The sequence below is a fragment of the Brevundimonas sp. genome (genome assembly GCF_036659295.1).
GTDB lineage: Bacteria > Pseudomonadota > Alphaproteobacteria > Caulobacterales > Caulobacteraceae > Brevundimonas.
The window spans coordinates 1-22,340 of sequence record NZ_JAVXCU010000041.1 but is presented as its reverse complement, the minus strand read 5'-3'; the positions used below and the strand labels follow the sequence as shown (position 1 = coordinate 22,340).

Here is a 22,340-nt window from a genome sequence, read left to right as displayed (position 1 = left end):
TGGTCCGACGACCAGCAAGCGTGGGGCGGCCCGATCGCCAAGAACCTCGGCCAAGAGCCGACCGAGGCCCTGATGGCAAGCTTGGGCCTTGGCAAGGGCGACGCGGCCTTCTTCACTGCCGGTGATCCGGCTGTGTTCGCCAAGTTCGCAGGCCTTGCCCGTACCCGTGTGGGTACCGAGCTGAAGCTGGTTGCCGAAGAGCAGTTCAAATTCTGCTGGATCGTCGACTTCCCGATGTTCGAATGGTCGGAAGAAGAGAAGAAGGTCGACTTCTCGCACAACCCGTTCTCGATGCCGCAGGGCGGCATGGAAGCGCTGGAAACCCAAGACCCGCTGACTATCCGTGCCTATCAGTACGACATCGTCTGCAACGGCTATGAGCTGTGCTCGGGCGCGATCCGTAACCACAAGGCCGAGATCATGCTCAAGGCCTTCGAGATTGCCGGTTACGACTCGTCGGTGGTCGAAGAGCAGTTCGGCGGCATGCTGAACGCCTTCCGTTACGGCGCTCCTCCGCATGGTGGTCTGGCTCCGGGTATCGACCGTATCGTGATGCTGCTGGCTAACCAGACGGCGATCCGCGAAGTCATCGCCTTCCCGCTGAACCAGCAGGGTCAGGACCTGATGATGAACGCTCCTTCGGATGCCGAAGAGCGCCAGCTGAAGGAACTGTCGATCCGTACCCAACTGCCGATCAAGGTCTGATCGGCAGCCACACGGTGACTGACAATTGAAAAGGGCGGCCCGCAAAGGCCGCCCTTTTTTAGGGTCGATATGACAGGGTCAGCAACTGACGACACGCAGCCCGCGCGGCAGGCGGGTAGAGCCATCACCACAGGCCTGGTTGATCTGGCTCTGGGTCAGGTTCTGGGCATCCGACAGGTCGGTGCCGCGAATATCTGTGCGACGCAGCGAGGTGTTCTGGAAATTGGCCATGCTGAAATCACTGTTGCGCAAGCGCGAATTGTCCAGTCGTGCATCGGTGAAGTTGGCGCGGCTGAAGTCGCTATTGCTCAGATTGGAGGCAAAAATTTCGGCATTGGAGAAGTTGGCGCGCGTGGCATCGACAGTGCTGAGCGTGACGCCCACCATACGGCTGCCCGAGAAGTTGGCGCGCGTCAGATCGGCGGTGCTGAAAACGGCACCGGTCAGCTCGGCATTGTCCATGGTTACGCTGGTCATGTCCGAACCGGTGAAGCTGGTACCGGCTGCGACCACACCCGTCATACGGGCCTGTGTCAGGATCGTGTGACGGAATACGGACCCTGCCAGATTGGCTCCGCGAATGTCGGCACGCTCGAAATCGGAGCCGCTGACATTGGTTCCCAGCATGCTGGCACCGCGCAGATTGGCCCCCACAAAGGTGGAGTCGCGGAAGGACGCACCTGCCATGCTCGCGCCGCTGAGATCACGTCCGGAAAGTTCGCACTCGTTACAGACACCGCCCAGCGAAATGGTTCGCGCCACGTCGCGGCTTTGAACGGTCAGTGACAGGGCCTGCGCAGGCAGGCTTGTGCTGGCGCTGACAATCGCGGCCAGCAGCAGGGGTGTCACACAGTTTTTGGCAAGTGCCTTGATCATAAGCAATAGATGCCCTCTGGGAGCATGAAAGCCTACTTAAATCGGCGTAACGCTTGTGGTCAAAAGAAAATTGTTTTTCTTCAGCAGCTTGGCGCAGTCAGGCCTTGCGGCAATACGGTAGCGCTGTCGCCACAAGCTTGGGATAGCTGGCTCTGTGTCAGGCCGCGCGCCCGCGAAAGATCGGCTCCCGACAGGTTGGTCCCGACCAGTTTGGCACCACTCCAGTTTGAACCTTGCAGCCATGCACCAACCAGCGACGCATTGGTCAGGTCGGCATTGCCAAAGTTGGCGCTCGACATCACAGCGCCATAGGCATTGATGTCGCGCAGGTCGGCACCGTTCAGACGCACGCGGTTCCAGACGGCCAAGGTCATGTCGGCCTGACGCAAACGCGCGCCCGACAGGTTCAGACCTGCCTTTTCCATATAGGTGAAGTCGCCCTGGAACAGGTTGCAACCGGGGCAGGACGAACCGGCGCGGACCTGTGCGATCTGGCTCTGGTTCTGGGCCATGGCGGGCGCAGCGAGGCTGGCCATCATAAGTGTCAATGCAGCAAGCGGCATGGCACGGTTCGTCATGGCACAGTTCCTTGTCCTGTCAGGCAGTCAGGATCCAAGGTCAGCAAATCCCGTGCCGCCAAACTGTGCCGCTAACAGTCAGCCCTGCATCTGCGGAGAGACGCCGCAACTGTCACAGGTCCAGCGGCCACCACGGTTTTGCAGGGCAAAGTCGCCGCAAGCCGGACAGGCGGTCGCATCCGAAACGCTGGGTGCCGCAGCCGGTCGCTCCGGTTTTTTGCCAAACGGGACGACCACCAGATTGTCCGGTGTGGTCCCGCGGGCAAAACCCTTGGAGATGAAGCGGGCGGCCGGAACCGTTTCGGCATCGTTGTCGGGGCTATCCAGCCCGTCACCCGCTTCACCGGCGGCATTGGCCAGTTCGGCACGGTCCAGATAGGACACGCCCAGTTCGCGGAAAATATAGTCGAGGATCGAAGTGGCCGAACGGATGGAGTCATTGCCCGTCACACGGCCAGCAGGCTCGAAACGGGTGAACACAAAGGCATCGACAAACTCGTCCAGCGGCACGCCGTATTGCAGGCCAATAGAGATGGCGATGGCGAAATTGTTCATCAGGCTGCGGAAGGCGGCACCTTCCTTGTGCATGTCGATGAAGATTTCGCCCAGTTCGCCGTCTTCGTATTCGCCCGTGTGGATATAGACCTTGTGGCCCCCGACAGCGGCCTTCTGGATATAACCCTTGCGGCGGTCCGGCAGTTTGCGGCGGGTACGGTCGCGCTCGATGACACGCTCGACAATACGCGGTTGGGGAGAGGGGGAAGGGGCCGCGATTTCGGGCGCGGTCAATTCTACAGGCGCAATATCGGCATCAAAACCGAGACTGGCAGGCGGTGTGGTGCGGCGCAGGGACAGGGCGCGGACACCCTCGCGTGCGGCATGGGAAATGGCACGTGCGCCATCCACCAGCGTCTCGTCCCAGTCCAGATCGATGCGTAACGGGGCGGGGGTGTCACTGAGGCCGTCGATAGCGGCCATGATTTCGGCCTCCACATCGTCGGCAGTCAGGGCCAGCCAGTCGCTAAGGGCAGGGGGCGCATCGGTCCACTGGCTCAGATCGTGATAGCCCAAAACCTGTGCTTGGGTGGCGGCCATATCGGCTGGACTAAAGCCCAGTTGGGCAAGCAGGGGCGCGTCGTCCTCGGGATCAAAGCCCAGAACATCGCGGATGAAACCTCCATCCAGAACCGGACTACGGAAGACATCCTCCAGATGTTCTAGCGACATCAGGGCACGCTCCAGACCTTCCAGCTCCAGCTCGGTAAAGCCAAGATCGTGCAGGGCTTCGTGATTGACAGGCGTGTCGCCGGCCAGTGTGCGTGTGCCGAACAGGTGGCGTTCGGCGCTGTCGCAGTGGTCCCCATGCTGGTTCAGGGCGTGGGCCATGGACGGTCGCAAGCGGGCAACGGGTTCTGCATCGCCTGTCTGGTAAAGATCGCGGTGGCTAAAAGGCGAAAGCCCCAGACGCAGCGCCGCTTCGCCTTCCTGAAGGAACAGGCGCAGACCTGCATGACAGGTTTCGGTATCGTCGGCATGGCCAAACTGGTCTGCGAGCCGCACCGATGCGCTTATGAAATGGGCGCGGACAAAGGTTGCGGTTTCACGCGCCAGATCGGCGGGATTGTCACAGCCGAGCCTTAAGGCCAGATCGGCCAGTCCGCCCAAACCCACGGCCAGACGCGGCGCGGCTTGCGGGTTTGCGGGCGTCATCAGGACCGACAGGACGGTCCAGCCGGACACAAGTGTTTCAAGAACGCCCTGCCAGTTATCGTCCTTGTCGGCATAAAGGGTTTCAAGGTCGAACTGGATGCGGGTTTCCAGTGCGCCTTGGGTCAGGGCCAGCACATCGGCAGGCTCGAAGGCAATAATGACCTCGCCCTCGACAGAGGCCTCGGCCAGTTGCAGGGCCAGCGATCCGCCTGCGGCCAGCAGATCGCGCTCGGCCTCGATGACCAGATGCGGGTGCGACGGGCGGGATGACGATCCTAGAGGTTCGCCATGTATGGCCCGCACAATATCGGCCTCGGCGGCACCGCACCGCAGAGCGTGTGCGGCGGCACGCGCCAGTGCCGGATTGGTCTTAGGTGATCCGCAGGCCTCGCGTGGGCCTTCGCAGCGGATGACGGCATTGGTGACGCCATGCAGAGCCTCTTCGACGCTAGCCAGAGCCTTGTCGGACAGGCGTGCGCCGCGTGCATGGCGACGGAAATCGTCCAGCCGCGCTGCCGCATCGGGTTCGCTGAGGGGCAGGAAGGCCAGCGCCGATGCGGACTCGGCAACCGCAGGGGCTGTCCAGCCGCGTTGCAGGCCGAACGCGAGCGTGCGGGCGGTGGCTTCATCAAAAAGCGCTTCATCCAATCCACGCTGAACCAGTGGCTCAAGCCAGTGGGAGAGTGCCTGAATGATATCGCCGTCGCTGGCCAGTTGGCGGGCATGGGCGGGCGACAGGCGCGGTTCCAGCCAGTCCAGCCACGCCTCGATGCGGGCGTCGGTCCAGTTTGACGGGGCGCTTACAGAGGCGACAACGGACGGGCGCTCGATGCGCCGTGATTCCACCTGAAAATCGCGTCCAGCAGCCATAACGGCATTATCAAAATCGAATGCGCCACTCATGGATCGCCTCCACGCCTGCACCAAGGGGACAGCCTAGAGCGCCCGTTTAACCATTCTCAATAGATATTGTGGCCCGCACTCGGGTTACCCCCAAGATATTGGAGCAAAGGTTTTTGATAGAAGCGCGCCGGACCGCTGGACGTAACGGTTAGAGGTTTCTATGATTGCACAGCCGCTGAACTCCCTTTCCTCGCGGCGCGATTTTAAGTGAGTGCACGACGTGCTGAGCAAGATCTTTACCTGGTGGAACGGTGCCACCATTGGCACCCTTTTCACGGTGGGCAAGCGTGGCAGCCTGATCGGCACGGACGAATTCGGTAACCGCTATTTCCAGTCGCGCGACAATGTCTCGTATGACGGACGCAAGCGCCGCTGGGTGATCTATAACGGCTATGCCGAAGCCACCAAGGTTCCGCCGGAATGGCAGGGCTGGCTGCGCTATACCTATGACGAGGCCCCCAGCGAAAAGCCGCTGTACCGCCAGTCATGGGAAAAGGATCACCTGCCGAACATGACGGGCACGCCTTATGCACGTCGTCCGCAAGGTTCGCTGGTGGCGACCGGCCAACGTCCGGCTGCGACCGGCGACTATCAAGCCTGGACACCGGAATGAGTCTGCGCGGGGTTCTGCTGGGCGGCATTGTCGCCGCAGGCCTCGGTCTGTCAGGGGCTGGTGTAACCGCCGCCCTGATGGATGTACCGCAAGATGCGGTTCCGGTTCAGGATCCGGTGGGCGATGCCTTGCGTGAAAAGGCCGCCCAAGCCGCGCCTGCGCCGCAAGCACCGGCACAGGTGCTGAATACACCGGCCAGTCCGACGGTTCAGGATATTCCGGCGGGCACCACGTCCCTGACGGTGGTCGAGCCGACGCCTCAGGAAGAAGTTCCGGACGAGGAAGCTGCCGAAGAAGAAGCGGTGGCCGAAACTGTCGAAGAACCCACCAGCACAGTCCGTCGTCGCCTGCCGGTGGCTATGGTTCAGGCCATCGATAAAACCACAGCCGAGACCATGCAGTTCGAGGTCGAGGTGGGTGGTCGCCCTGTGCGCTTTGCCAAGAACCTGATCTTCAAGGTTCGCGCCTGTGAAGTGACCGGTGCCAATGAACTGACCGAAGACGCGATCGCCTATCTGGAAATCGGTGTGCAGCCACGCTCGGTGCAACCGTCCAACGAGGCGCGTCAGGTATTTAAGGGCTGGATGTTTGCATCATCGCCCAGCCTGAACGGTCTGGAACACCCGCTGTATGATGCGTGGGTGGTGGGCTGTAAGAGCCGCTAAGCAAGGACGCAGGGCATGGTGACGGAACGACAGCCGAAAAAGACCGAGACCGTCGAAGTCCGGATGCCCTTCGAAACCAAGCAGGCCTTCATGCTGCGTTGTCGCGCCGAAGGCCGGACAGCCAGCGAGGCCATCCGGGGCTTTATCGACAACGAACTGGAAACATCGTTAAAACCGCGTGCGCGCTTTTCGGCTGCAGGCAGGCGCTGGCTCGGGGCCGCCGTGCTGGCGGTGTTGGCGCTGGGCGCTGTGACGGCACCGTCGCTGGCGCAAACTTTGAGCCCTGCGCGGTCCAGCTTCGAGCAGCTTGACCTTAACCGCGACGGCCTGCTGTCCTTTGAAGAATATCGCGCCCGCTAAAGGCGTGTCATTCGATAGTCTTCAGGACGCGATCGCCTCTTAGGTTGGGCCATGTCCACGGTTTTACCAGCGAAGCGCCCGGTTTCCACGACCACGCAATAAATTTGGCCTGTCCAATGATGTGGCTGGCGGGCAGGAAGCCGATGCCGACATCTGCGCTCCAACGGCCGTCCAGCGAGTTGTCGCGGTTGTCTCCCATCATCAGATAATGACCCGACGGCACAAGGATGGGGGCGGTGTTGTCACCGGCCATGTCCGGTCCGCCATCATAGACCACATAGGCACGATCAGCGCCCAGTTGCTCCTTGAACGCTTCGACGGGGCGTAAGGGGTTATCGCGATCGAATGTGGTCCCCAGCGCGGTGTACGGCACGGTCTGGCCATTGATGACAAGCTGGCCGTTCTTCATCTCCACGGTGTCGCCCGGCAGGCCGATGACCCTTTTGATCCAGACCTGTTTGCGATCGCGCGGCAGGCGAAAGACAACCACATCGCCGCGTTGCGGAGAGGATGCCATCAGCCGTTCCTCTCCCTCGGGCTTGCCAAAGGGCAGGGAGGCTGCGCTCCAGCCATAAGCGAATTTTGACACGACAATATAGTCACCGGTCAAAAGTCCGGGGGCCATGGACGACGACGGAATGGTGAAGGGCTGATAGGCCACGACACGGAGCACGGTCGCCAGCAGTAGGCCCACAAACAGGGGCAAACCGAAGCTGATGATTTCGCGCCAGAGGCTGCGGGATTTGGACTGGGTCATGGCGACATTGGCCGACCGTATTGGCTCGGATGCCAGCAAAACCCTGTCCGGACAGCGCTCTGTCGTGTCCGGACATAAGATTTTCAGCTTGGGGAAAGGGCGCGCTCTACGGCCTCAACGCCGGACACGGGAAGGCCAAGGCTTGCGACCTCGGCCTTGATCTTCAGGGCCGGTGCCAGCTTGCGTAAATAGGCACTCTGGGGGATTTCCTGCGCGCCGAACTGCATCAGATGTTCGGTGATGAACTGGGCGTCCAGCAGGGTAAAGCCGCCACGTTTGAGACGCGCCACCAGATGCACGAGGGCGACCTTGGAGGCATCGGTCATACGGCTGAACATGCTCTCGCCAAAGAAGGCGCTGCCTAGCATGACGCCATAGAGTCCCCCGACCAGAACCTCGTCCTTCCAGCATTCGACGCTATGGGCATGGCCAAGGGCGTGAAGCTCGCCATAGAGGCGGCGGATCGGCCCGTTGATCCATGTGTCCTCGCGGCCCGTAGCGAGCGCAGCACAGGCATCAACGACGCTGAGGAAGGCCGTGTTGACGCGGATGTCGAACGGTTCGCTGCGGACCGTGCGTTTCAGGCGTGTGGGGATGTGGAAGTTATCTAGCGGAAATATACCGCGCTGGTCCGGTTCAACGAGAAAGACGCGGGGATCATCCCGCGCCTCTCCCATGGGAAACACCCCGTTGGCGTAACAGCGCAGAAGGGCGGCGGCGTCAAATACGTCGTCGCGCGGACTGGCGCTGAAAACGGGGTCTTCCTCTTCGATCAAATCAGGCTTTCGCCTTTTGAGCCGCAGCCCATTTTTCCAGCCAGTGGATGTCGTAATCGCCCGACAGAATGTCCGGCTCCTGCAACAGCTTCTGGAACAGAGGAATGGTGGTGTCGATACCGCCGACAACCGTTTCACCCAGTGCGCGCTTGAGGCGTGCAATGGCTTCTTCACGGTCGCGACCATGCACGATCAGCTTGCCGATCAGGCTGTCATAATAGGGCGGGATCGAATAGCCGGCGAAGATCGCGCTATCGAGGCGTACACCCAGACCACCCGGAGCGTGGAAGTCCGTAACCGTACCCGGCGAAGGGGTGAAGGTTTCGGCGTTTTCCGCGTTGATACGCACTTCGATCGAGTGACCCTTGAACTCGATTTCGTCCTGCGTGAACGACAAAGGCAGGCCCGCAGCGATGCGGATCTGTTCGCGCACGAGGTCAACACCGGTGATCATTTCGGTGACCGGATGCTCGACCTGCAGGCGGGTGTTCATCTCGATGAAGAAGAACTCGCCGTCTTCCCACAGGAACTCGATGGTGCCGACGCCGAGATAGCCGATGGCGGCAATGGCCTTGTTGACCACTTCACCGATCTTGGTGCGACCTTCTGCCGACAGGGCAGGCGACGGCGCTTCTTCCAGCACCTTCTGGTGGCGGCGTTGCAGCGAGCAGTCACGTTCACCAAGGTGGACCACGTTACCGTGGCTGTCGGCGATGACCTGAATCTCGATGTGGCGCGGCTTCTGGAGGTAGCGTTCCATATAGACGGCACCGTTACCGAAGGCGGCCAGCGCTTCGGATTGTGCGGTCTGGACAGCTTCGACCAGATCGTCGGCGGTCAGAGCGACCTTCATACCGCGACCACCACCACCGGCAGCCGCCTTGACGATCAGCGGGAAGCCGATGGTCTTGGACGCTTCGATAGCGGCTTCGACGGTTTCAACCTCGCCATCCGAACCCGGAACGACGGGGATACCGGCTTCCATCACGGCTTTCTTGGCCGAGATCTTGTCACCCATGATGCGGATATGTTCCGGCTTGGGACCGATGAAGGTCATGCCGTGCGCTTCGATGATTTCAGCGAAGCGGGCATTTTCCGACAAGAAGCCGTAGCCCGGGTGGATCGCCTGCGCGCCGGTGATTTCGGCAGCAGCAATGATCTGCGGGATGTTCAGATACGACTTGGCCGCCGGCGCAGGACCGATGCAGACGCTTTCGTCGGCCAGACGGACCCACATGGCACCACGGTCGGCTTCCGAGTGAACGGCCACCGTCGAGATACCCATTTCCTTACAGGCGCGATGCACCCGAAGGGCGATTTCGCCACGGTTGGCGATAAGGACCTTGGTGAACATGTTCAGGCTCAGGCTTCCAGAACGACCAGAGCTTCACCGAACTCGACCGGTTGGGCATCGCCAACGAGGATTTCGGCAACAACGCCGTCACGCGGGGCGGTGATCGGGTTCATGGTCTTCATGGCTTCAACGATCAGCAGGGTCTGGCCCTTTTTGACCTTGGCACCGACCGAGATGAACGGGTCCGAACCCGGAGCCGGTTGCAGATAGGCGGTGCCGACCATCGGCGACTTCACTTCTTCGCCCGAACGCTTGGCCGGAGCAGCGGCAGCAGCGGCGGCCACAGGCGCAGCAGCAGCCGGAGCGGCAGCGACCGGAGCCGGAGCATATTGGACCGGAGCAGCGGCGACGGTGATCTCGCGCTTGACCTTGATCTTCAGATCGTCCTTCTCGACTTCGATCTCGGTCAGCTCGGTCTCGTTCAGGATGTTGGCGAGGGCGCGGACCAGATCGGCGTCGATAGCGGTGTGTTTGTCGGACATCTTTGTCTCTTCTCGTAGTACTTGCCGTAGCCGCTTAGGCCGAACGGATGAGGTTCAGGGCCGCCTTGACGGCCAGTTCATATCCCTGGACGCCCAGACCGGCGATCACGCCGGTAGCAGCCAGAGACACATAGGAGTGGTGCCTGAAGGCCTCGCGCGCAGCGGGGTTGGACAGGTGACACTCAATGACGGGGATGGAAAGGGTTTTCAGGGCATCCAGCAGCGCCACCGAGGTGTGCGAGTAGGCTGCGGGGTTGATGATGAGGGCGGAGGCTTCTTTGCGGGCTTCCTGAATCCAGTCAACCAACTGGCCCTCGTGGTTCGACTGGCGAAACACAATGCGTGCGCCATCGGCGGCGTTTTCACACAGCTTTTGAACGTCGGCCAGCGTAGCGCGGCCATAGATTTCCGGCTCACGCTCTCCGAGGAGATTGAGGTTCGGACCGTTCAGAACATAGAGGACAGGCGCTTCGGGCATTCGCTCGTATGGAAAGGCGCACGCCACGCGCGCGGAATCGTGTGCTTTGTAGACCGAGTTGGGGGGGAACGCCAAGCATCTGACTGAATTCTTGACCCTAGGTCACAGATCGAGGGCGCTGAACAGGCTTGTTGGTGACTTTGCGGGGCATGAAGAGGCCTGTGATTGAGTTAGGCGGCGCATCACCCCATATGAAGAATCACAGACTGATGGAGTGTGACTGTGCGTATCGAAGTGAACGGGCAAGGGCGTGAGACCACGGCGGCCACTATCCTCGACCTGATCGGGGAATTGCAGTTGGACCCACGCAAGGTGGCCGTAGAGCTGAACCTTGAAATCGTACCGCGCTCGCTGCACGCCACGACGGCTGTTTCCGATGGCGACAAGATCGAGCTGGTTCAGTTCGTCGGCGGCGGCTGAACATCATCAAATCGGGTATCGCGTCTTTCGCGGGCGCACGAGTGGGGCTAGTTGTTTTGTATGACCCAATCCGCCCCTCGCCTTGATAGCTGGACCGTCGCTGGTCGCACCTTTAACTCACGCCTGATCGTGGGCACGGGCAAGTACCGTGACTATGAGCAAAACGCCGCGGCTGTGGCGGCATCGGGTGCGGAAATGGTGACCGTGGCCGTGCGCCGCGTGAACCTGACAGACCCCGGCCAGCCGGTTCTGACCGATTATATCGACCCCAAGAAATACACCTATCTGCCGAACACGGCGGGCTGCTTCACGGCAGATGACGCCATGCGCACCTTGCGTCTGGCGCGTGAAGCCGGTGACTGGAAGCTGGTGAAGCTGGAAGTCCTGTCGGAGCAGAAGCATCTGTATCCGGACATGGAAGAAACCCTGCGCGCGCTGAAGCTGCTGACGGCCGAGGGCTTCGAGGTCATGGTCTATTGCACCGATGATCCGGTCTATGCCCGCAAGCTGGAAGATGCCGGTGCTGTCGCCATCATGCCGCTGGGCGCACCGATTGGCTCGGGACTGGGCATCCAGAACCCGATCAATATCCGTATGATCGTCGAGCAGTCCAAGGTGCCGGTGCTGGTGGATGCCGGTGTGGGCACCGCCTCTGATGCCGCTGTGGCGATGGAGCTGGGCTGTGACGGTGTGCTGATGAACACGGCCATTGCCGAGGCCCGTGATCCGATCCTGATGGCCAGCGCCATGAAGCATGCGGTGATTGCCGGTCGCGAATCCTATCTGGCAGGCCGCATGAAGAAGCGTATGTTCGCCGATCCGTCCTCGCCTTTGGCCGGTTTGATCTAAGGATCGGGTACGAAATAGAAAAAGGCCGGAAGCGAAAGCTTCCGGCCTTTTTGCTTATTGGGCGGACTGGATCATCCGTTCGACCTCGGCGGGGTCGATACTGGCACTGGCCTTGCCATTGACGAAGAAGGTCGGGGTGCCGCGAAGACCCAGCGCCACACCGGTCGTGTGGATGTCGGTGATGTGGCGGGCCGTATCGGGCGAGCCGATAGCCTTTTGGGCCGCGGCCATGTCGACACCCTGTTCCTGCAGGATCTGGTTGATGACATCGATGCTGAGGGCGCGTTCGTCCATCAGGGCGGCGTGGACAGCCATGAACTTGCCTTGCTGGTTGGCAGCCAGAGCCGCGCGCGCGGCATAGTTGGACGTGACCGTCTCGCCATTATCCAGAATGGGCCATTCCTTGAAGACAAAGCGCACGTCGGGATGGCGGGCCATCATTTCACGATACGGTACCGACACAGCCTTACAGCCAGGGCAGCGATAGTCGAAGAACTGGATGACCGTGACCTTGGCATTTTCCGGACCGACAGCCGGATCGCGGGCATCATGGGCCAAAAGCTGCGGATTGGCCTTGGCTGCGGCGTCAATGGCCGAGGAGATGTTCTGGTCTTCTGCCTGCTGACGGGCGGTGACCATTTCATCCAGAATCTGCGGGTTGCTGAGCAGATAACCACGCACTTGCGGGCCGATACCGACACCGAAATAGGGCAGGGAGGCCATGACAAGCGCCACCGCCGAGACCGCCAGAGCCGCCCCTGCCAGAACCGTCGTCGTGTTCTTGGGCGCAGGTGTTTTGGCGGGCGTCACCGGAGGCGTAGACGCATCGGTGTTCTCGGGCGTTTGGGGCGCGGTATCGGGAGTATCGGTCATGAAAATCTAATCTGTAGGGATAGGAACGGATCAGGCGCCGTTCGGGGGAAGGACTTGCTGGCTGCGTCTGCGCTCGTTGCGACGCTCGGCTTCAAGGATGTCGGATTCGGATGCACCGGAGGACAGCACAATGTCTGTGGCGCGTCGCCATTCGATAGAGCTGCGGTCCAACATATCGCGGGCGCGCAGGGCGAACTCGTTGGCCTGTTTGGCCTGACCCAGCGCGAACCAGTATTCGGCAGAGGCCAGACGGGCCTCGCCTTCCTTGCCTTGCGAGGCATAGGCCTGACTGAGCAGGCGCCAGCCCATAGGATTGTCGTCCTCGCGGGCCAGAGCATATTTCAGTTCGGTTTCGGCTTTGACGATTTTCTCGGCATCGCCGGTTTCGAGCAGGGCGTGGGCATAGTTGATGCGCAGCAAAGGGGCTTCGGGCATCAGCTCGACAGCCTTCTTGTGGGCATCCAGTGCCTCGGCGGGGCGGCCTTCTTCAAAGATGATCTGGCCCTTTAGCTCCCACAGATAGGGATTTTCGGGCTGCTCGGCCAAGAGGGCGTCGACCCCCTCCAGTGCCTTTGCCGTCTGGCCGTCCTTGTACCATGCAATCGCGCGGGCATAGCGGGCGGGCAGGGACGTATCGCTAGAGGGATACAGGCGCAGCGTGTTGTTCGGATGGTCCATAAAGCCGTGGATCTTGGCCAGAACCAGCGCATGCTGGGCGATGCGCTCCTCGCTATCGGTATTGCCATAGTGGGAGGCGCGCTCCACCGGCCCGCGCAGGGCGCTGATACGCTGTGACGACAGCGGGTGGCTGCGGAAATAGGGGAAACGGCGGGCATCCGAGAACACTTCCTGAGAGCGGAAGTTTTCAAAAAACTCGACCAGACCACGACCGGATTCACCGGCCCGTTCCAGAGCGCGGGCACCGGTAATATCGGCCTCGCCCTCTTGGGACTGCATGTAGCGTAGCGCGCCCAGAGTACCGAAATACTGACTGGAAGCCAAAAGCGCCGCACCCGCATCCGGCGCACCCGCAAGGGCCGCCAGCGCACCAAGCGCCATGGTCATAATCATGGGCTGCATGCCGGCGTTCTGGGCACCGTCGCGCAGGGTATGGCGGTTTTTGATGTGCCCTGCCTCGTGGGCGATGACGCCCAGAAGCTGGTTTGGCGTCTTGGTCTGCAGGATCAGGCCGGTGTTCAGGCCCATGATGCGACCGCGCGTGGCAAACGCGTTCAGGCTCTCGTCATTGACGAGCAGGATTTCGATCTCGGACGGCTCCAGACCCATAGCGGTCAGGGTCGGGGCGGACCATTCGTCGATAATGGCCTCGATCTCGGTATCGCGGATCAGGCTTTGGGCAGAGGCAGGAAGGGCGGCAGCCATCAAGGCAGCCGCCGCCGTCCCGGCAACCCATAAATGGGCCAAGCGACGGGTGTGAACAGTGGAAAACCGGATCATGGCGCACTCCAGAGCAACGATCTTCCACCAGTTCTCACGTCAAATCATGGCCGATCAACGGCGCCACCAACCACGTTTGGGTTTTTCAGGCGGCGCGCCGATCTGGTTTGGATCATTGGCAATCAGGTCTTCGACATCCACCGCTTCAGTGGCTTCAGTCTGGACCGGTTCGATAACGGCCTGCTCGACAGGGGCCGGAGCGACTGCCGGAGCAGGCGTTTCGGTCACAGCTTCGCGGGCATCCTCGATAGCCTTTTCAATCGCAAAGGCCTGGGTCGGGGTGACGTCCAGCTTGGCCGGAACAGCTTTCTGCTCGGCGTGACGCTCCGCAGCCTTTTCGATGATGCGGTCATCGGGAATGACAGCCACGAACGGCGGTTGGTCGTCGCTGATGACAGCAGGCGATTCGGTCGCTTCGGCCTCGATGGCTGCGGCTTCACCGTTGCTGCGGGTCTTGCGGCGAACGCGGCGGCGCTTGGGAGCGTCTTCGGCAGCTTGCGGAGCAACCTCGGTCGCTTCGGCAGCCTCGACGGCTTCCGGCTCGATCATGACGGCGATCGGCAGGTCGGGATTACCCTCGACCGGCAGGCCTTCATTGGTGGCGCGATCCTCGACCTTGGCGTCGTGGATCATTTCGCCCTGATCGCGGTTGCGACCACGGCCACGACCACGGCGACGGCGCGAACGGCGACCATTGCCGTCTTCTTCCGAAGCATTCAGATCGGTTTCGATGCCTTCAACGGTCTCGACGCCTTCGACAGGGGCGGCGGCGCGTTGCGGACGCTCCGGACGTTCCTGACGTTGCGGGTTGAGCGGATCGAACCACACATACGGATCATCGAGCGACGGGGTACGGCCACGCACCCAGCTATAGACGTCACGATCACCGTCTTCGCGCGAGCGACGGCCACCACGGCGACCACGGCGGCGGCGGTTGCCACGGCTGTCGTCGTCCTCGTCATCGGAGGCGGTACGGGTTTCGGTCGCTTCTTCTTCGTCTTCCTGACGGGCGCTGCCACCACGGCGACGGCGACGGCGGCGGTTGCCACGGCTGTCATCGTCACGCTCGGCGCGGGTTTCGTCTTCGTTACCCGAAGTCTCGTCATCGTCTTGAGCGATGATGTCGTCTTCGTCTTCTTCGTCCTCGTCTTCGTCGAAGAAGGCGTGGTCATCGATGCCGTCATCCAGAACTGACAGATCAATCTGGCCTTGCGGAGCCACGAAGTCTTCGTTGGTTTCGGTGCGTTCGATATGGTGTTCGCCCTGAGCCAGCGAGTCATCGATCTGGACGATGACCTTCAGGCCGCGCATCTGCTCCAGACGTTGCAGATAGTCGCGCTTGTGGTTCAGGATATAGATGGCCACTGCGGTCGAGACACGCAGGGTGATGCAGCCGGCACCGTTACGGCCCGCTTCGATTTCGACAGCGCGCAGGGTGGTCAGCGAGGCGGATTCAGCCGAACGGACACGACCCGTACCCTGACAGCAGGCGCAGGCTTCGGTCGCCCCTTCGATAACGCCCAGACGGCGGCGCTGACGGCTGATTTCCATCAGGCCGAAAGGCGAGATGCGGCCCATCTGGATGCGGGCGCGATCTTGTGCCAGCGCGTCCTTGAGGACCTTTTCGACAGCGCGGTTGTTCTTGCCCTCATCCATGTCGATGAAGTCGATGACAACCAGACCGGCCAAGTCACGCAGACGCAGTTGGCGTGCGGCCTCGGCGGCGGCTTCGATATTGGTCTTGAGGGCGGTTTGCTCGACGTTGCGTTCCTTGGTCGAACGACCCGAGTTCACGTCGATAGCCACCAGAGCTTCGGTCTGGTTGATGACCAGATAGCCGCCCGACTTGAGCGGAACGACCGGCTGGTGGATCTGGGTCAGCACTTCCTCGATGCCGTTCGAAGCGAACAGCGGACGGGTGCCCTGATACAGATGGATCTTCTTGGCTTGCGATGGCATCAGCACGCGCATGAAATCACGCGCTTGTTTGAAGCCTTCGATGCCTTCGACCTGAATGCCGTCAAAGTCCTTGTCGTACATGTCGCGCACGGCGCGGCGGACAAGGTTTTCTTCTTCGTAGATGACAGCCGGTGCCGTCGATTTCAGCGTCGTCTCGCGGATAGTGGCCCACAGACGCAGCAGGTATTCATAGTCGCGCTTGATCTCGGCGCGGGTGCGCTTGGCACCGGCGGTACGGATGATCAGGCCCATGCCTTCCGGCACTTTCAGCGCGGCAGCAGCAGACTTCAGGCGGCGACGGTCAGAGGTGTTGGTGATCTTGCGCGAGATACCGCCGCCCTTGCCGGTGTTCGGCATAAGCACGCAGTAGCGACCGGCCAGCGACAGCCAGGTGGTCAGAGCCGCGCCCTTGGCACCGCGCTCGTCCTTGACGACCTGAACCAGCAGAACCTGACGGCGCTTGATGACGTCCTGAATCTTGTAGCGACGCATCAGGCGGCGCTTCAGGCGTTCCTCGTCGGCCAGACGGCCCTCGGAATCGCCATCGTCGTCGCTGTCGCGACCCAGATCATCATCATCGTCATCATCGCCCGTTTCGGCCATGATGGCTTCGCGGTCAGCGACCGGAATCTGGTAGTAGTCAGGGTGAATTTCGTTGAAGGCGAGGAAACCGTGACGGTTACCACCGTATTCAACAAAGGCCGCCTGAAGGCTGGGTTCTACCCGTGTGACCTTGGCGAGATAGATATTGCCGCGAAGCTGGCGGCGGCCGCGGGATTCAAAGTCGAATTCCTCAACCTGGCGGCCGTCCACGATTGCGACGCGCGTTTCTTCCGCGTGCGCCGCATCGATCAACATGGTTTTTGACATGCAGTGTCTTTCTTGGGCGCGCCAGCCCTTGCCCCGCGAAATCCTTCGCATGGATGGACCCCGTTAGCAGGGGAGCGGCTCGCCGAATGTGGAGAAGGCCACGCGCGCACATCCCACCTTCGCCAGAGGCGAAGTCGGCACTCAAAAGCCGGATGGTGTCGCAGGCGTGTTGGCCCATGGTTCTGTCGGTCCGGGGATCGGTCGCGCCCGTCAGTTGAGGCTGCGGTCCGAACCCGCTTTATCCTTGGGCAGGACGGCTATCGTCCCACCTTCGGAATGAGGTGAATAATCAAGTTACGCTGCGAGGAGTGCGTGCCCAAAGCCACACAGGGGCATAGGCGCGATCTGTCGCAGTCAGATGAACATAGGCGCCATTCTGACAAAATGCAAAATGATTGCGCATATGCTTTTCTTTACGAAATCCTTAATGGTCGCAGGGTTAGGCAGTTTGCGAAGGTGCAAGGAGTTTCGTCTTACCGATGCGCGGAGTTTGGCGCGAGAGCCCTAGGCGTTGGGGGCTGCGTGAATGGTCATTGTCTGCTTTGGCAGCGGCTGTGACCAGCGCGGCCGTGCTGACGGCTGGCCTCAGCCTCGCACGCGGTTCGGATATGCAGATCAAGTCGGTTCGCTTTGGTGGCGATGCCCAGCGCACGCGCGTTGTGATTGATCTGGACCGCGAAACCCGTGGCCGTGTTGTTTCCGACGGCGCAAATGGCGAAGTGGCTGTGGCTCTGGCCGAGATCGATCCCGGTCGGGGTCTGTCGGGCAATGGGGCCGGACTGGTTCGTGCTTATAATCTACAGGGCGGTTCAGGCGGTGCGCGCATTAATCTGTCGCTAGCACGTGGTGCGACCGTCGAGCGTCGCTTCTTGCTGCCGCCCGGTGATGGCGTTGCGCACTACCGTTATGTGATCGATCTCAAGGCGACCGGCGCCGTGGAAGCGGCAATCGTCACCGCCCGCGCGCCGCAAACACGCGCCGAAAAACCTCTGATTGTGATTGATGCTGGTCACGGAGGTCGCGATCCCGGTTCGCAAGGTCACGAGGTCTGGGAAAAGGCCATTACCCTGTCTGCGGCCCGCGAGCTTAAAGCGGCACTGGAGCGCACAGGTCGCTATCGTGTGCGCCTGACGCGTGACAGCGATGTTTATGTCGGCCATGGCCGTCGTGTGCAGATTGCCCGCGATGCCAATGCGGACCTGTTTATTTCTTTACACGCGGATTCCGGCTCTGATCCTGCGCTGCGCGGGGCCAGCGTCTATACGCTGTCCGAGCAGGGGGCGAGCCGCGCGGTGCGCGAGTTCACCAGCCATGATGACTGGCAGCGCGATCTGCGCCTGCCGGGTGGGCGCGATCCGTCAGTGGACCGTATCCTGCTGGATATGACCCAGCGCGCGACGCAGAACCGCTCGGCCCAGTTTGCACGGGGCCTGCTGGCGCAACTGGAAGGCGATGGGCATTCCATGCTGCGCCAAAGCCATCGCGCGGCGGGTCTGGCTGTGTTGCTGGCACCGGATGTTCCGGCTGTGCTTCTGGAAATGGGCTTTATGACCAATGCGGAAGATGGTCGCGTCTTGTCGGACGAGCGGTCACGCCGCCGCCTGATGCGTTCGGTCGCTGACGGTATCGACAGCTATTTCCGCCAGCCCAACGTGCCTGTGCATGTCGCCGAAACCGGCGGTCAGGGTTAGTTCCTGCTTTAAGTGTTTAGGCGGGCTGTTGGTGCTGTAGCGCGGCATGCCTTGAACGACAGGCCGAGGCTTGGGCGGATATCCTCCCGCCAGGCTTTGACCGGTTGCGATCAAACCCAGCAGTCGAATATCCACCAGAAACGCTCTGGGTGCGCGACTTAGCGGTCGCGGCTGATGGCGGGCTTGGGTTTGGAGAAGTCTGCCATGATGTCGGACAGGTCGATAAAGGCATCAGCCTGACGGCGCAGCTCGTCGCTGATTTGGGGCGGCTGGCTCTTGGTGGTGGACACGACGGTTACGCGCACACCCTTGGCCTGTACCGACTGGACCAGACGACGGAAATCGCCATCGCCCGAGAACAGAACGACGTGGTCCAGATGGGGGGCCAGTTCCAGCATGTCGACAGCGATCTCGACATCCATATTGCCCTTGGTGCGGGTATTGCCTTGCGCGTCGGTAAAGCGGCGTACCGGCTTGGTCATGACCGTGAAGCCGTTATAGTCCAGCCAGTCCACCAGCGGACGGACCGGCGAAAACTCCTCGCCCTCGACGATGGCGGTATAATAATAGGCGCGGATCAGGCGACCTTGGCGGCCGAAATGGTCGGACAGCTTGCGGAAGTCCAGATCAACATTCAGGGCGCGTGCTGCCGAATATAGGTTGGCACCGTCGATAAAAAGCGCAATGCGGTCGGTTGCGGGCATAAAAATAGTCCTGTTTCAAAAAGGCATTCGGTTTTGAGTTCGCAAAAATCAGATCCCGTTGGAAATCGCGATCTTGCGGATGCAGTCATCGTCGCACTGGGGGCGAATGACAAGGGCCAGTTTGTATCATGTAAACAAGGGCTGGAAGAAGCGCTTGTGCAGTTGCAACAGGCCGGACTGAAAATCGTGGCCCGTTCGTCCTGGTGGCAGTCTGCGGCTTGGCCTAATCCGAGCGATCCGCCGTTCCTGAACGGGGTGGCGATTGTGGAGACTGAACTAGATCCAAAGGCCCTGATGCAGCTCTTGTCAGGCATCGAGGATGCCTTGGGGCGGGTACGTTCTGTGCGGAATGCGCCGCGCACGCTGGATCTGGATTTGATCGCCTATGGGCGTATCAGCGCAGATCTGGATGGGCTGTATATTCCGCACCCGCGAGCCAGCGAGCGTCTGTTCGTGATGGGGCCTCTGGCCGAGATCGCGCCTGAATGGCGACATCCCGATAGTGGCGAAATGGCGAAGAACTTGGCGATGCGTGCCAGTGTAGGCGTGGATGCTGCGCCGGTCGGGCAGGGGGCTTCCTAGACGCAAGCAAGCGATAAACCTGCGTTTTCCGACCTTGGCAGGGTCAGTTGCCATTGCGTAATTGGCCCCACTTCTGTATTTTGTGTGGTTCTCCCTGTCGCCCGAGGAATTTCATGGCCCGCGTCACTGTCGAAGATTGCATCGAAAAGGTGCCGAACCGTTTTGGTCTGGTTCTGCTGGCCGGTCACCGCGCCCGCAATATTGCGAACGGTGCCGCTCTGACCATCGACCGCGATAACGACAAGAATCCGGTTGTGGCCCTGCGCGAACTGGCAGACGAAACCGTCATGCCGGACGAGCTGCTGGAAAACATCATCGTCACCCTGCAACGTGTTGACGAACGCACCGAGGCCGAAGACGAAGCCGAAGTCGTGGCGCTGCTGGCTGAGCCGCAGCACATGAACATGGCCGAGGCCGAGCTTATCCGTGCGCTGCAAAGCGACCGTGATGGTGGCCAGGAAGAACGCTACTGACGTCCATGCCTGCCACTGGCGTAACCATTATTCCGGCGCGGCCTACGGCGGAAACGCCGACTGCAGATAATGCCGGAAAGAATATCACAGCGGCGTCGACCTCTCACGGGGCGGCGCCGTTGGCGTCTGGAGCATCCGGTACAGGTGGGCGCGGCTCATCGGTTATGCGCCAGTTCGAGTTGATCGAGGCCGTAAAAGCCTATGATCCCACCGCAGACGAGGCCTTGCTCAACAAGGCCTATGTCTATGCGATGAAGATGCACGGCTCGCAGCTGCGGGCCTCTGGTGATCCGTATTTCGCACACCCGATCCAGGTGGCCGGTATCCTGACCGACTATAAACTGGATACGGCAACCATCGTGACGGCGCTGCTGCACGATGTGGTCGAGGATACCTCGGCGACCCGCGACGACATTGCCGAGATGTTCGGCGAGGAGATCGCGGTACTGGTGGAAGGCGTGACCAAGCTGTCGCGTCTGGAACTACAGGCCGAACATACGCGTCAGGCCGAGAATCTTCGAAAATTCATTCTGGCGATCTCGCGCGATGTGCGGGTGCTGCTGGTTAAACTGGCTGACCGTCTGCACAATATGCGGACGCTCCAGTATGTTAAGCCCGAGAAGCGCGAGCGGATCAGCCGCGAAACGCTGGAAGTCTATGCCCCGCTGGGTCGCTCGATCGGTATCCATTCGATCGCCTCAGAGCTGGAAGAACTGGCTTTCGAGCATCTGAACGCTACGGCGCGCACGGCGATCATGCGCCGTCTCGAGGCTCTGAAGCTTGAGCACGGCAGCGCCATTACCCGCGTATCCTCGGAAATCGAGCGCGTACTGGCCGAGGGCGGTCTGAAGGCCCGAGTAAAGGGTCGCGAAAAGACCCCTTATTCCATCTGGCGCAAGCTACAGCGCAAGGCCGTCGGGTTCTCGTCCCTGTCGGATATTTACGGTTTCCGCGTCATCGTCGAGAGCGAGGACGACTGTTATCGCTCGCTGGGGATCATCCACCGCATCTGGCCGATGGTGCCAGACCGGTTCAAGGATTTCATCTCGACGCCCAAGTCGAACAACTACCGCTCCTTGCACACCACGGTCATCGGCCCTGCGGGCATGAAGATCGAGATGCAGATCCGCACCGAGGCCATGGATCGCGTGGCCGAGGACGGTGTGGCGGCGCACTGGCGCTATAAGAACCAGTCCTATGGTCTGGACCGCGAGGCCATGCAGGCCGATGGCGGGCGCGATCCGCTGTTGAACCTGCGCCACCTTGTTCAGGTGGTCGAACATGGCGAGGGCGGCGAGGACTGGGTCGAGCACGCCAAGCTCGAAATGTATCTCGAACAGGTGTTCGTGTTCACGCCCAAGGGCAAGCTGATTACCCTGCCGCGCGGTGGCATGCCGCTGGACTTTGCCTATGCGGTGCATACCGATGTGGGTGACACGGCGGTTGGCGTAAAGATCAACGGCGAACTTAAGCCGATGCGTACCGCCCTGCAAAACGGCGATGTGGTCGAAATCATCCGTGGCTCCAAGGCCGAGGTACCGACTGACTGGCGCAGCCTGACGGTGACAGGCCGTGCCCGCTCGGCGATCCGTCGCCATATCCGCGTATCAGAGCGCGAAGAGTTCATCCGTCTGGGTCGCGTTTCGCTGGAACAGACTCTGGCCCAGCATGGCAAGTCGCTGAAAGATGTGACCCTGAAAGCGGCGCTGGAAACCCTGACGGTTGCTACCGAGGACGACCTGCTGGATGCTGTGGGCCGTGGCCGTATTGCGGTGTCCAAGGTTGCCGAAATCCTGTTCCCGGCCTTGAAGGGCCAGATTCAGGGCAGCGGTGAACGCAAACGCATTCAGGATTCGTCGGCGCGTCTGTTCGTGCGCGGCTCGGGCCTGACACCGGGGGTCAGCATTCACTTTGCCGACTGTTGTTGTCCTGTACCGGGGGACCGCATTGTCGGTATCCACGAGGTTGTTGGCGCGGATGGCGTAGATACCGGTCTGACGGTTCACACGATCGATTGCCAGTCACTGGCCGACTATGCCGATGACGACACGGTCTGGCGCGATATGCAGTGGACGCCTCAGGCGGAAACGGATGCGATGGGATCGGTGCGCCTGCATGCCACCATCCAGCACGCACCGGGGGTCTTGGGGCAGGTGGCAACGACGATTGGCGAGGCGGGGGGCAATATCCTCAACCTGTCCATG

22 protein-coding genes are annotated in these 22,340 nt (G+C 61.1%); 10 read left to right on the top strand and 12 right to left on the bottom strand.

The window, feature by feature from the left end; all coding sequences use genetic code 11:
- Positions 1–705 (top strand): amino acid--tRNA ligase-related protein (locus RSB01_RS09015; protein WP_332625326.1); only part of this gene is annotated, 705 nt, incomplete at its 5' end.
- A 78-nt stretch (positions 706–783) separates the two neighbouring features.
- Here RSB01_RS09015 and RSB01_RS09010 read toward each other — a convergent pair.
- From RSB01_RS09010 to RSB01_RS09000, 3 genes are all read right to left on the bottom strand, one after another.
- The gene (locus RSB01_RS09010) at positions 784–1,581 is read right to left on the bottom strand and encodes a pentapeptide repeat-containing protein (protein WP_332625325.1); all 798 of its coding nucleotides are present in this window, start codon (positions 1,579–1,581) and stop codon (positions 784–786) included.
- A gap of 80 nt (positions 1,582–1,661) precedes the next feature.
- A complete protein-coding gene (locus RSB01_RS09005; RefSeq protein WP_332591875.1) occupies positions 1,662–2,159 on the bottom strand; it encodes a pentapeptide repeat-containing protein in 498 nt (165 codons plus the stop codon).
- Positions 2,160–2,237: 78 nt separating this feature from the next.
- Positions 2,238–4,772: a TSCPD domain-containing protein gene (locus RSB01_RS09000; RefSeq protein ID WP_332591876.1), complete on the bottom strand. Its 2,535-nt coding sequence runs from the start codon at positions 4,770–4,772 to the stop codon at positions 2,238–2,240.
- A 220-nt stretch (positions 4,773–4,992) separates the two neighbouring features.
- Between RSB01_RS09000 and RSB01_RS08995 the strand changes: the two genes are divergently transcribed.
- Genes RSB01_RS08995 through RSB01_RS08985 form a run of 3 tightly spaced genes read left to right on the top strand, consistent with a single transcriptional unit; the run spans position 4,993 to position 6,410 of the window.
- Entirely contained in the window at positions 4,993–5,385 is a 393-nt protein-coding gene (locus RSB01_RS08995) for an NADH:ubiquinone oxidoreductase subunit NDUFA12 (protein WP_332591877.1), read from the top strand.
- The gene (locus RSB01_RS08990; RefSeq protein ID WP_332620177.1) at positions 5,382–6,050 is read left to right on the top strand and encodes a DUF2155 domain-containing protein; all 669 of its coding nucleotides are present in this window, start codon (positions 5,382–5,384) and stop codon (positions 6,048–6,050) included. Before RSB01_RS08995 ends, RSB01_RS08990 begins: the two co-directional genes overlap by 4 nt.
- Positions 6,051–6,065: 15 nt before the next feature.
- Positions 6,066–6,410, top strand: a complete 345-nt coding sequence (locus RSB01_RS08985; RefSeq protein ID WP_332625322.1) for an EF-hand domain-containing protein — start codon at positions 6,066–6,068, stop codon at positions 6,408–6,410.
- Positions 6,411–6,417: 7 nt separating this feature from the next.
- Here the strand turns inward: RSB01_RS08985 and lepB are convergent, their stop codons facing one another.
- The 5 genes from lepB to aroQ all read right to left on the bottom strand — a co-directional run bounded on the left by lepB (position 6,418) and on the right by aroQ (position 10,257).
- Positions 6,418–7,206 (bottom strand): signal peptidase I, encoded by a 789-nt coding sequence (gene lepB, locus RSB01_RS08980; protein ID WP_332620175.1) that lies wholly within the window; start codon positions 7,204–7,206, stop codon positions 6,418–6,420.
- A gap of 44 nt (positions 7,207–7,250) precedes the next feature.
- Positions 7,251–7,874, bottom strand: coding sequence for a leucyl/phenylalanyl-tRNA--protein transferase (gene aat, locus RSB01_RS08975; protein ID WP_332591952.1), 624 nt, complete (start codon positions 7,872–7,874; stop codon positions 7,251–7,253).
- A gap of 70 nt (positions 7,875–7,944) precedes the next feature.
- Positions 7,945–9,297 (bottom strand): acetyl-CoA carboxylase biotin carboxylase subunit, encoded by a 1,353-nt coding sequence (accC, locus tag RSB01_RS08970; protein WP_332620174.1) that lies wholly within the window; start codon positions 9,295–9,297, stop codon positions 7,945–7,947.
- Positions 9,298–9,305: 8 nt separating this feature from the next.
- The gene (gene accB / locus RSB01_RS08965; protein WP_332591949.1) at positions 9,306–9,779 is read right to left on the bottom strand and encodes an acetyl-CoA carboxylase biotin carboxyl carrier protein; all 474 of its coding nucleotides are present in this window, start codon (positions 9,777–9,779) and stop codon (positions 9,306–9,308) included.
- A gap of 34 nt (positions 9,780–9,813) precedes the next feature.
- Positions 9,814–10,257, bottom strand: coding sequence for a type II 3-dehydroquinate dehydratase (aroQ, locus tag RSB01_RS08960; RefSeq protein ID WP_332591948.1), 444 nt, complete (start codon positions 10,255–10,257; stop codon positions 9,814–9,816).
- Positions 10,258–10,479: 222 nt separating this feature from the next.
- Here aroQ and thiS point away from each other — a divergent pair, with 222 nt between their 5' ends.
- Both thiS and RSB01_RS08950 read left to right on the top strand, forming a co-directional pair.
- Entirely contained in the window at positions 10,480–10,677 is a 198-nt protein-coding gene (gene thiS, locus RSB01_RS08955; RefSeq protein WP_332591947.1) for a sulfur carrier protein ThiS, read from the top strand.
- Positions 10,678–10,737: 60 nt separating this feature from the next.
- Entirely contained in the window at positions 10,738–11,526 is a 789-nt protein-coding gene (locus RSB01_RS08950) for a thiazole synthase (protein ID WP_332625321.1), read from the top strand.
- 54 nt (positions 11,527–11,580) lie between these two features.
- Here RSB01_RS08950 and RSB01_RS08945 read toward each other — a convergent pair whose 3' ends face one another.
- The 3 genes from RSB01_RS08945 to RSB01_RS08935 all read right to left on the bottom strand — a co-directional run bounded on the left by RSB01_RS08945 (position 11,581) and on the right by RSB01_RS08935 (position 16,686).
- Positions 11,581–12,399 carry a thioredoxin domain-containing protein gene (locus RSB01_RS08945; protein WP_332591635.1) on the bottom strand — a complete coding sequence of 273 codons (819 nt, stop codon included), beginning with the start codon at positions 12,397–12,399 and terminating at the stop codon, positions 11,581–11,583.
- A 30-nt stretch (positions 12,400–12,429) separates the two neighbouring features.
- Positions 12,430–13,782 carry a M48 family metalloprotease gene (locus tag RSB01_RS08940; protein ID WP_332591636.1) on the bottom strand — a complete coding sequence of 451 codons (1,353 nt, stop codon included), beginning with the start codon at positions 13,780–13,782 and terminating at the stop codon, positions 12,430–12,432.
- A gap of 129 nt (positions 13,783–13,911) precedes the next feature.
- On the bottom strand, positions 13,912–16,686 hold the full coding sequence (locus RSB01_RS08935; RefSeq protein WP_332625320.1) for a ribonuclease E/G: 2,775 nt from the start codon (positions 16,684–16,686) through the stop codon (positions 13,912–13,914).
- Between the two features lie 554 nt (positions 16,687–17,240).
- Here RSB01_RS08935 and RSB01_RS08930 point away from each other — a divergent pair.
- Entirely contained in the window at positions 17,241–18,377 is a 1,137-nt protein-coding gene (locus RSB01_RS08930; RefSeq protein WP_332619678.1) for an N-acetylmuramoyl-L-alanine amidase, read from the top strand.
- 158 nt (positions 18,378–18,535) lie between these two features.
- On the opposite strand, the gene RSB01_RS08925 is transcribed toward RSB01_RS08930, so the two are convergent.
- A complete protein-coding gene (locus tag RSB01_RS08925) occupies positions 18,536–19,081 on the bottom strand; it encodes an NYN domain-containing protein (RefSeq protein ID WP_332591090.1) in 546 nt (181 codons plus the stop codon).
- 33 nt (positions 19,082–19,114) lie between these two features.
- Here RSB01_RS08925 and folK point away from each other — a divergent pair, with 33 nt between their 5' ends.
- The 3 genes from folK to RSB01_RS08910 form a co-directional block, all read left to right on the top strand.
- Positions 19,115–19,663 (top strand): 2-amino-4-hydroxy-6-hydroxymethyldihydropteridine diphosphokinase, encoded by a 549-nt coding sequence (folK, locus tag RSB01_RS08920; protein ID WP_332591091.1) that lies wholly within the window; start codon positions 19,115–19,117, stop codon positions 19,661–19,663.
- 113 nt (positions 19,664–19,776) lie between these two features.
- On the top strand, positions 19,777–20,136 hold the full coding sequence (rpoZ, locus tag RSB01_RS08915) for a DNA-directed RNA polymerase subunit omega (RefSeq protein ID WP_332591092.1): 360 nt from the start codon (positions 19,777–19,779) through the stop codon (positions 20,134–20,136).
- 164 nt (positions 20,137–20,300) lie between these two features.
- Positions 20,301–22,340, top strand: a 2,040-nt coding sequence (locus tag RSB01_RS08910; RefSeq protein ID WP_332625319.1) for a bifunctional (p)ppGpp synthetase/guanosine-3',5'-bis(diphosphate) 3'-pyrophosphohydrolase, incomplete at its 3' end; no start/stop codon positions are given.

Coding starts and splice junctions, on each gene's coding strand:
- RSB01_RS09010 (WP_332625325.1), bottom strand. CDS start 1,581: ATGATCAAGGCACTTGCCAAAAACTGTGTGACACCCCTGCTGCTGGCC.
- RSB01_RS09005 (WP_332591875.1), bottom strand. CDS start 2,159: ATGACGAACCGTGCCATGCCGCTTGCTGCATTGACACTTATGATGGCC.
- RSB01_RS09000 (WP_332591876.1), bottom strand. CDS start 4,772: ATGAGTGGCGCATTCGATTTTGATAATGCCGTTATGGCTGCTGGACGC.
- RSB01_RS08990 (WP_332620177.1), top strand. CDS start 5,382: ATGAGTCTGCGCGGGGTTCTGCTGGGCGGCATTGTCGCCGCAGGCCTC.
- RSB01_RS08985 (WP_332625322.1), top strand. CDS start 6,066: ATGGTGACGGAACGACAGCCGAAAAAGACCGAGACCGTCGAAGTCCGG.
- accC (WP_332620174.1), bottom strand. CDS start 9,297: ATGTTCACCAAGGTCCTTATCGCCAACCGTGGCGAAATCGCCCTTCGG.
- accB (WP_332591949.1), bottom strand. CDS start 9,779: ATGTCCGACAAACACACCGCTATCGACGCCGATCTGGTCCGCGCCCTC.
- aroQ (WP_332591948.1), bottom strand. CDS start 10,257: ATGCCCGAAGCGCCTGTCCTCTATGTTCTGAACGGTCCGAACCTCAAT.
- RSB01_RS08950 (WP_332625321.1), top strand. CDS start 10,738: ATGACCCAATCCGCCCCTCGCCTTGATAGCTGGACCGTCGCTGGTCGC.
- RSB01_RS08945 (WP_332591635.1), bottom strand. CDS start 12,399: ATGACCGATACTCCCGATACCGCGCCCCAAACGCCCGAGAACACCGAT.
- RSB01_RS08940 (WP_332591636.1), bottom strand. CDS start 13,782: ATGGCTGCCGCCCTTCCTGCCTCTGCCCAAAGCCTGATCCGCGATACC.
- RSB01_RS08935 (WP_332625320.1), bottom strand. CDS start 16,686: ATGTCAAAAACCATGTTGATCGATGCGGCGCACGCGGAAGAAACGCGC.
- RSB01_RS08925 (WP_332591090.1), bottom strand. CDS start 19,081: ATGCCCGCAACCGACCGCATTGCGCTTTTTATCGACGGTGCCAACCTA.
- rpoZ (WP_332591092.1), top strand. CDS start 19,777: ATGGCCCGCGTCACTGTCGAAGATTGCATCGAAAAGGTGCCGAACCGT.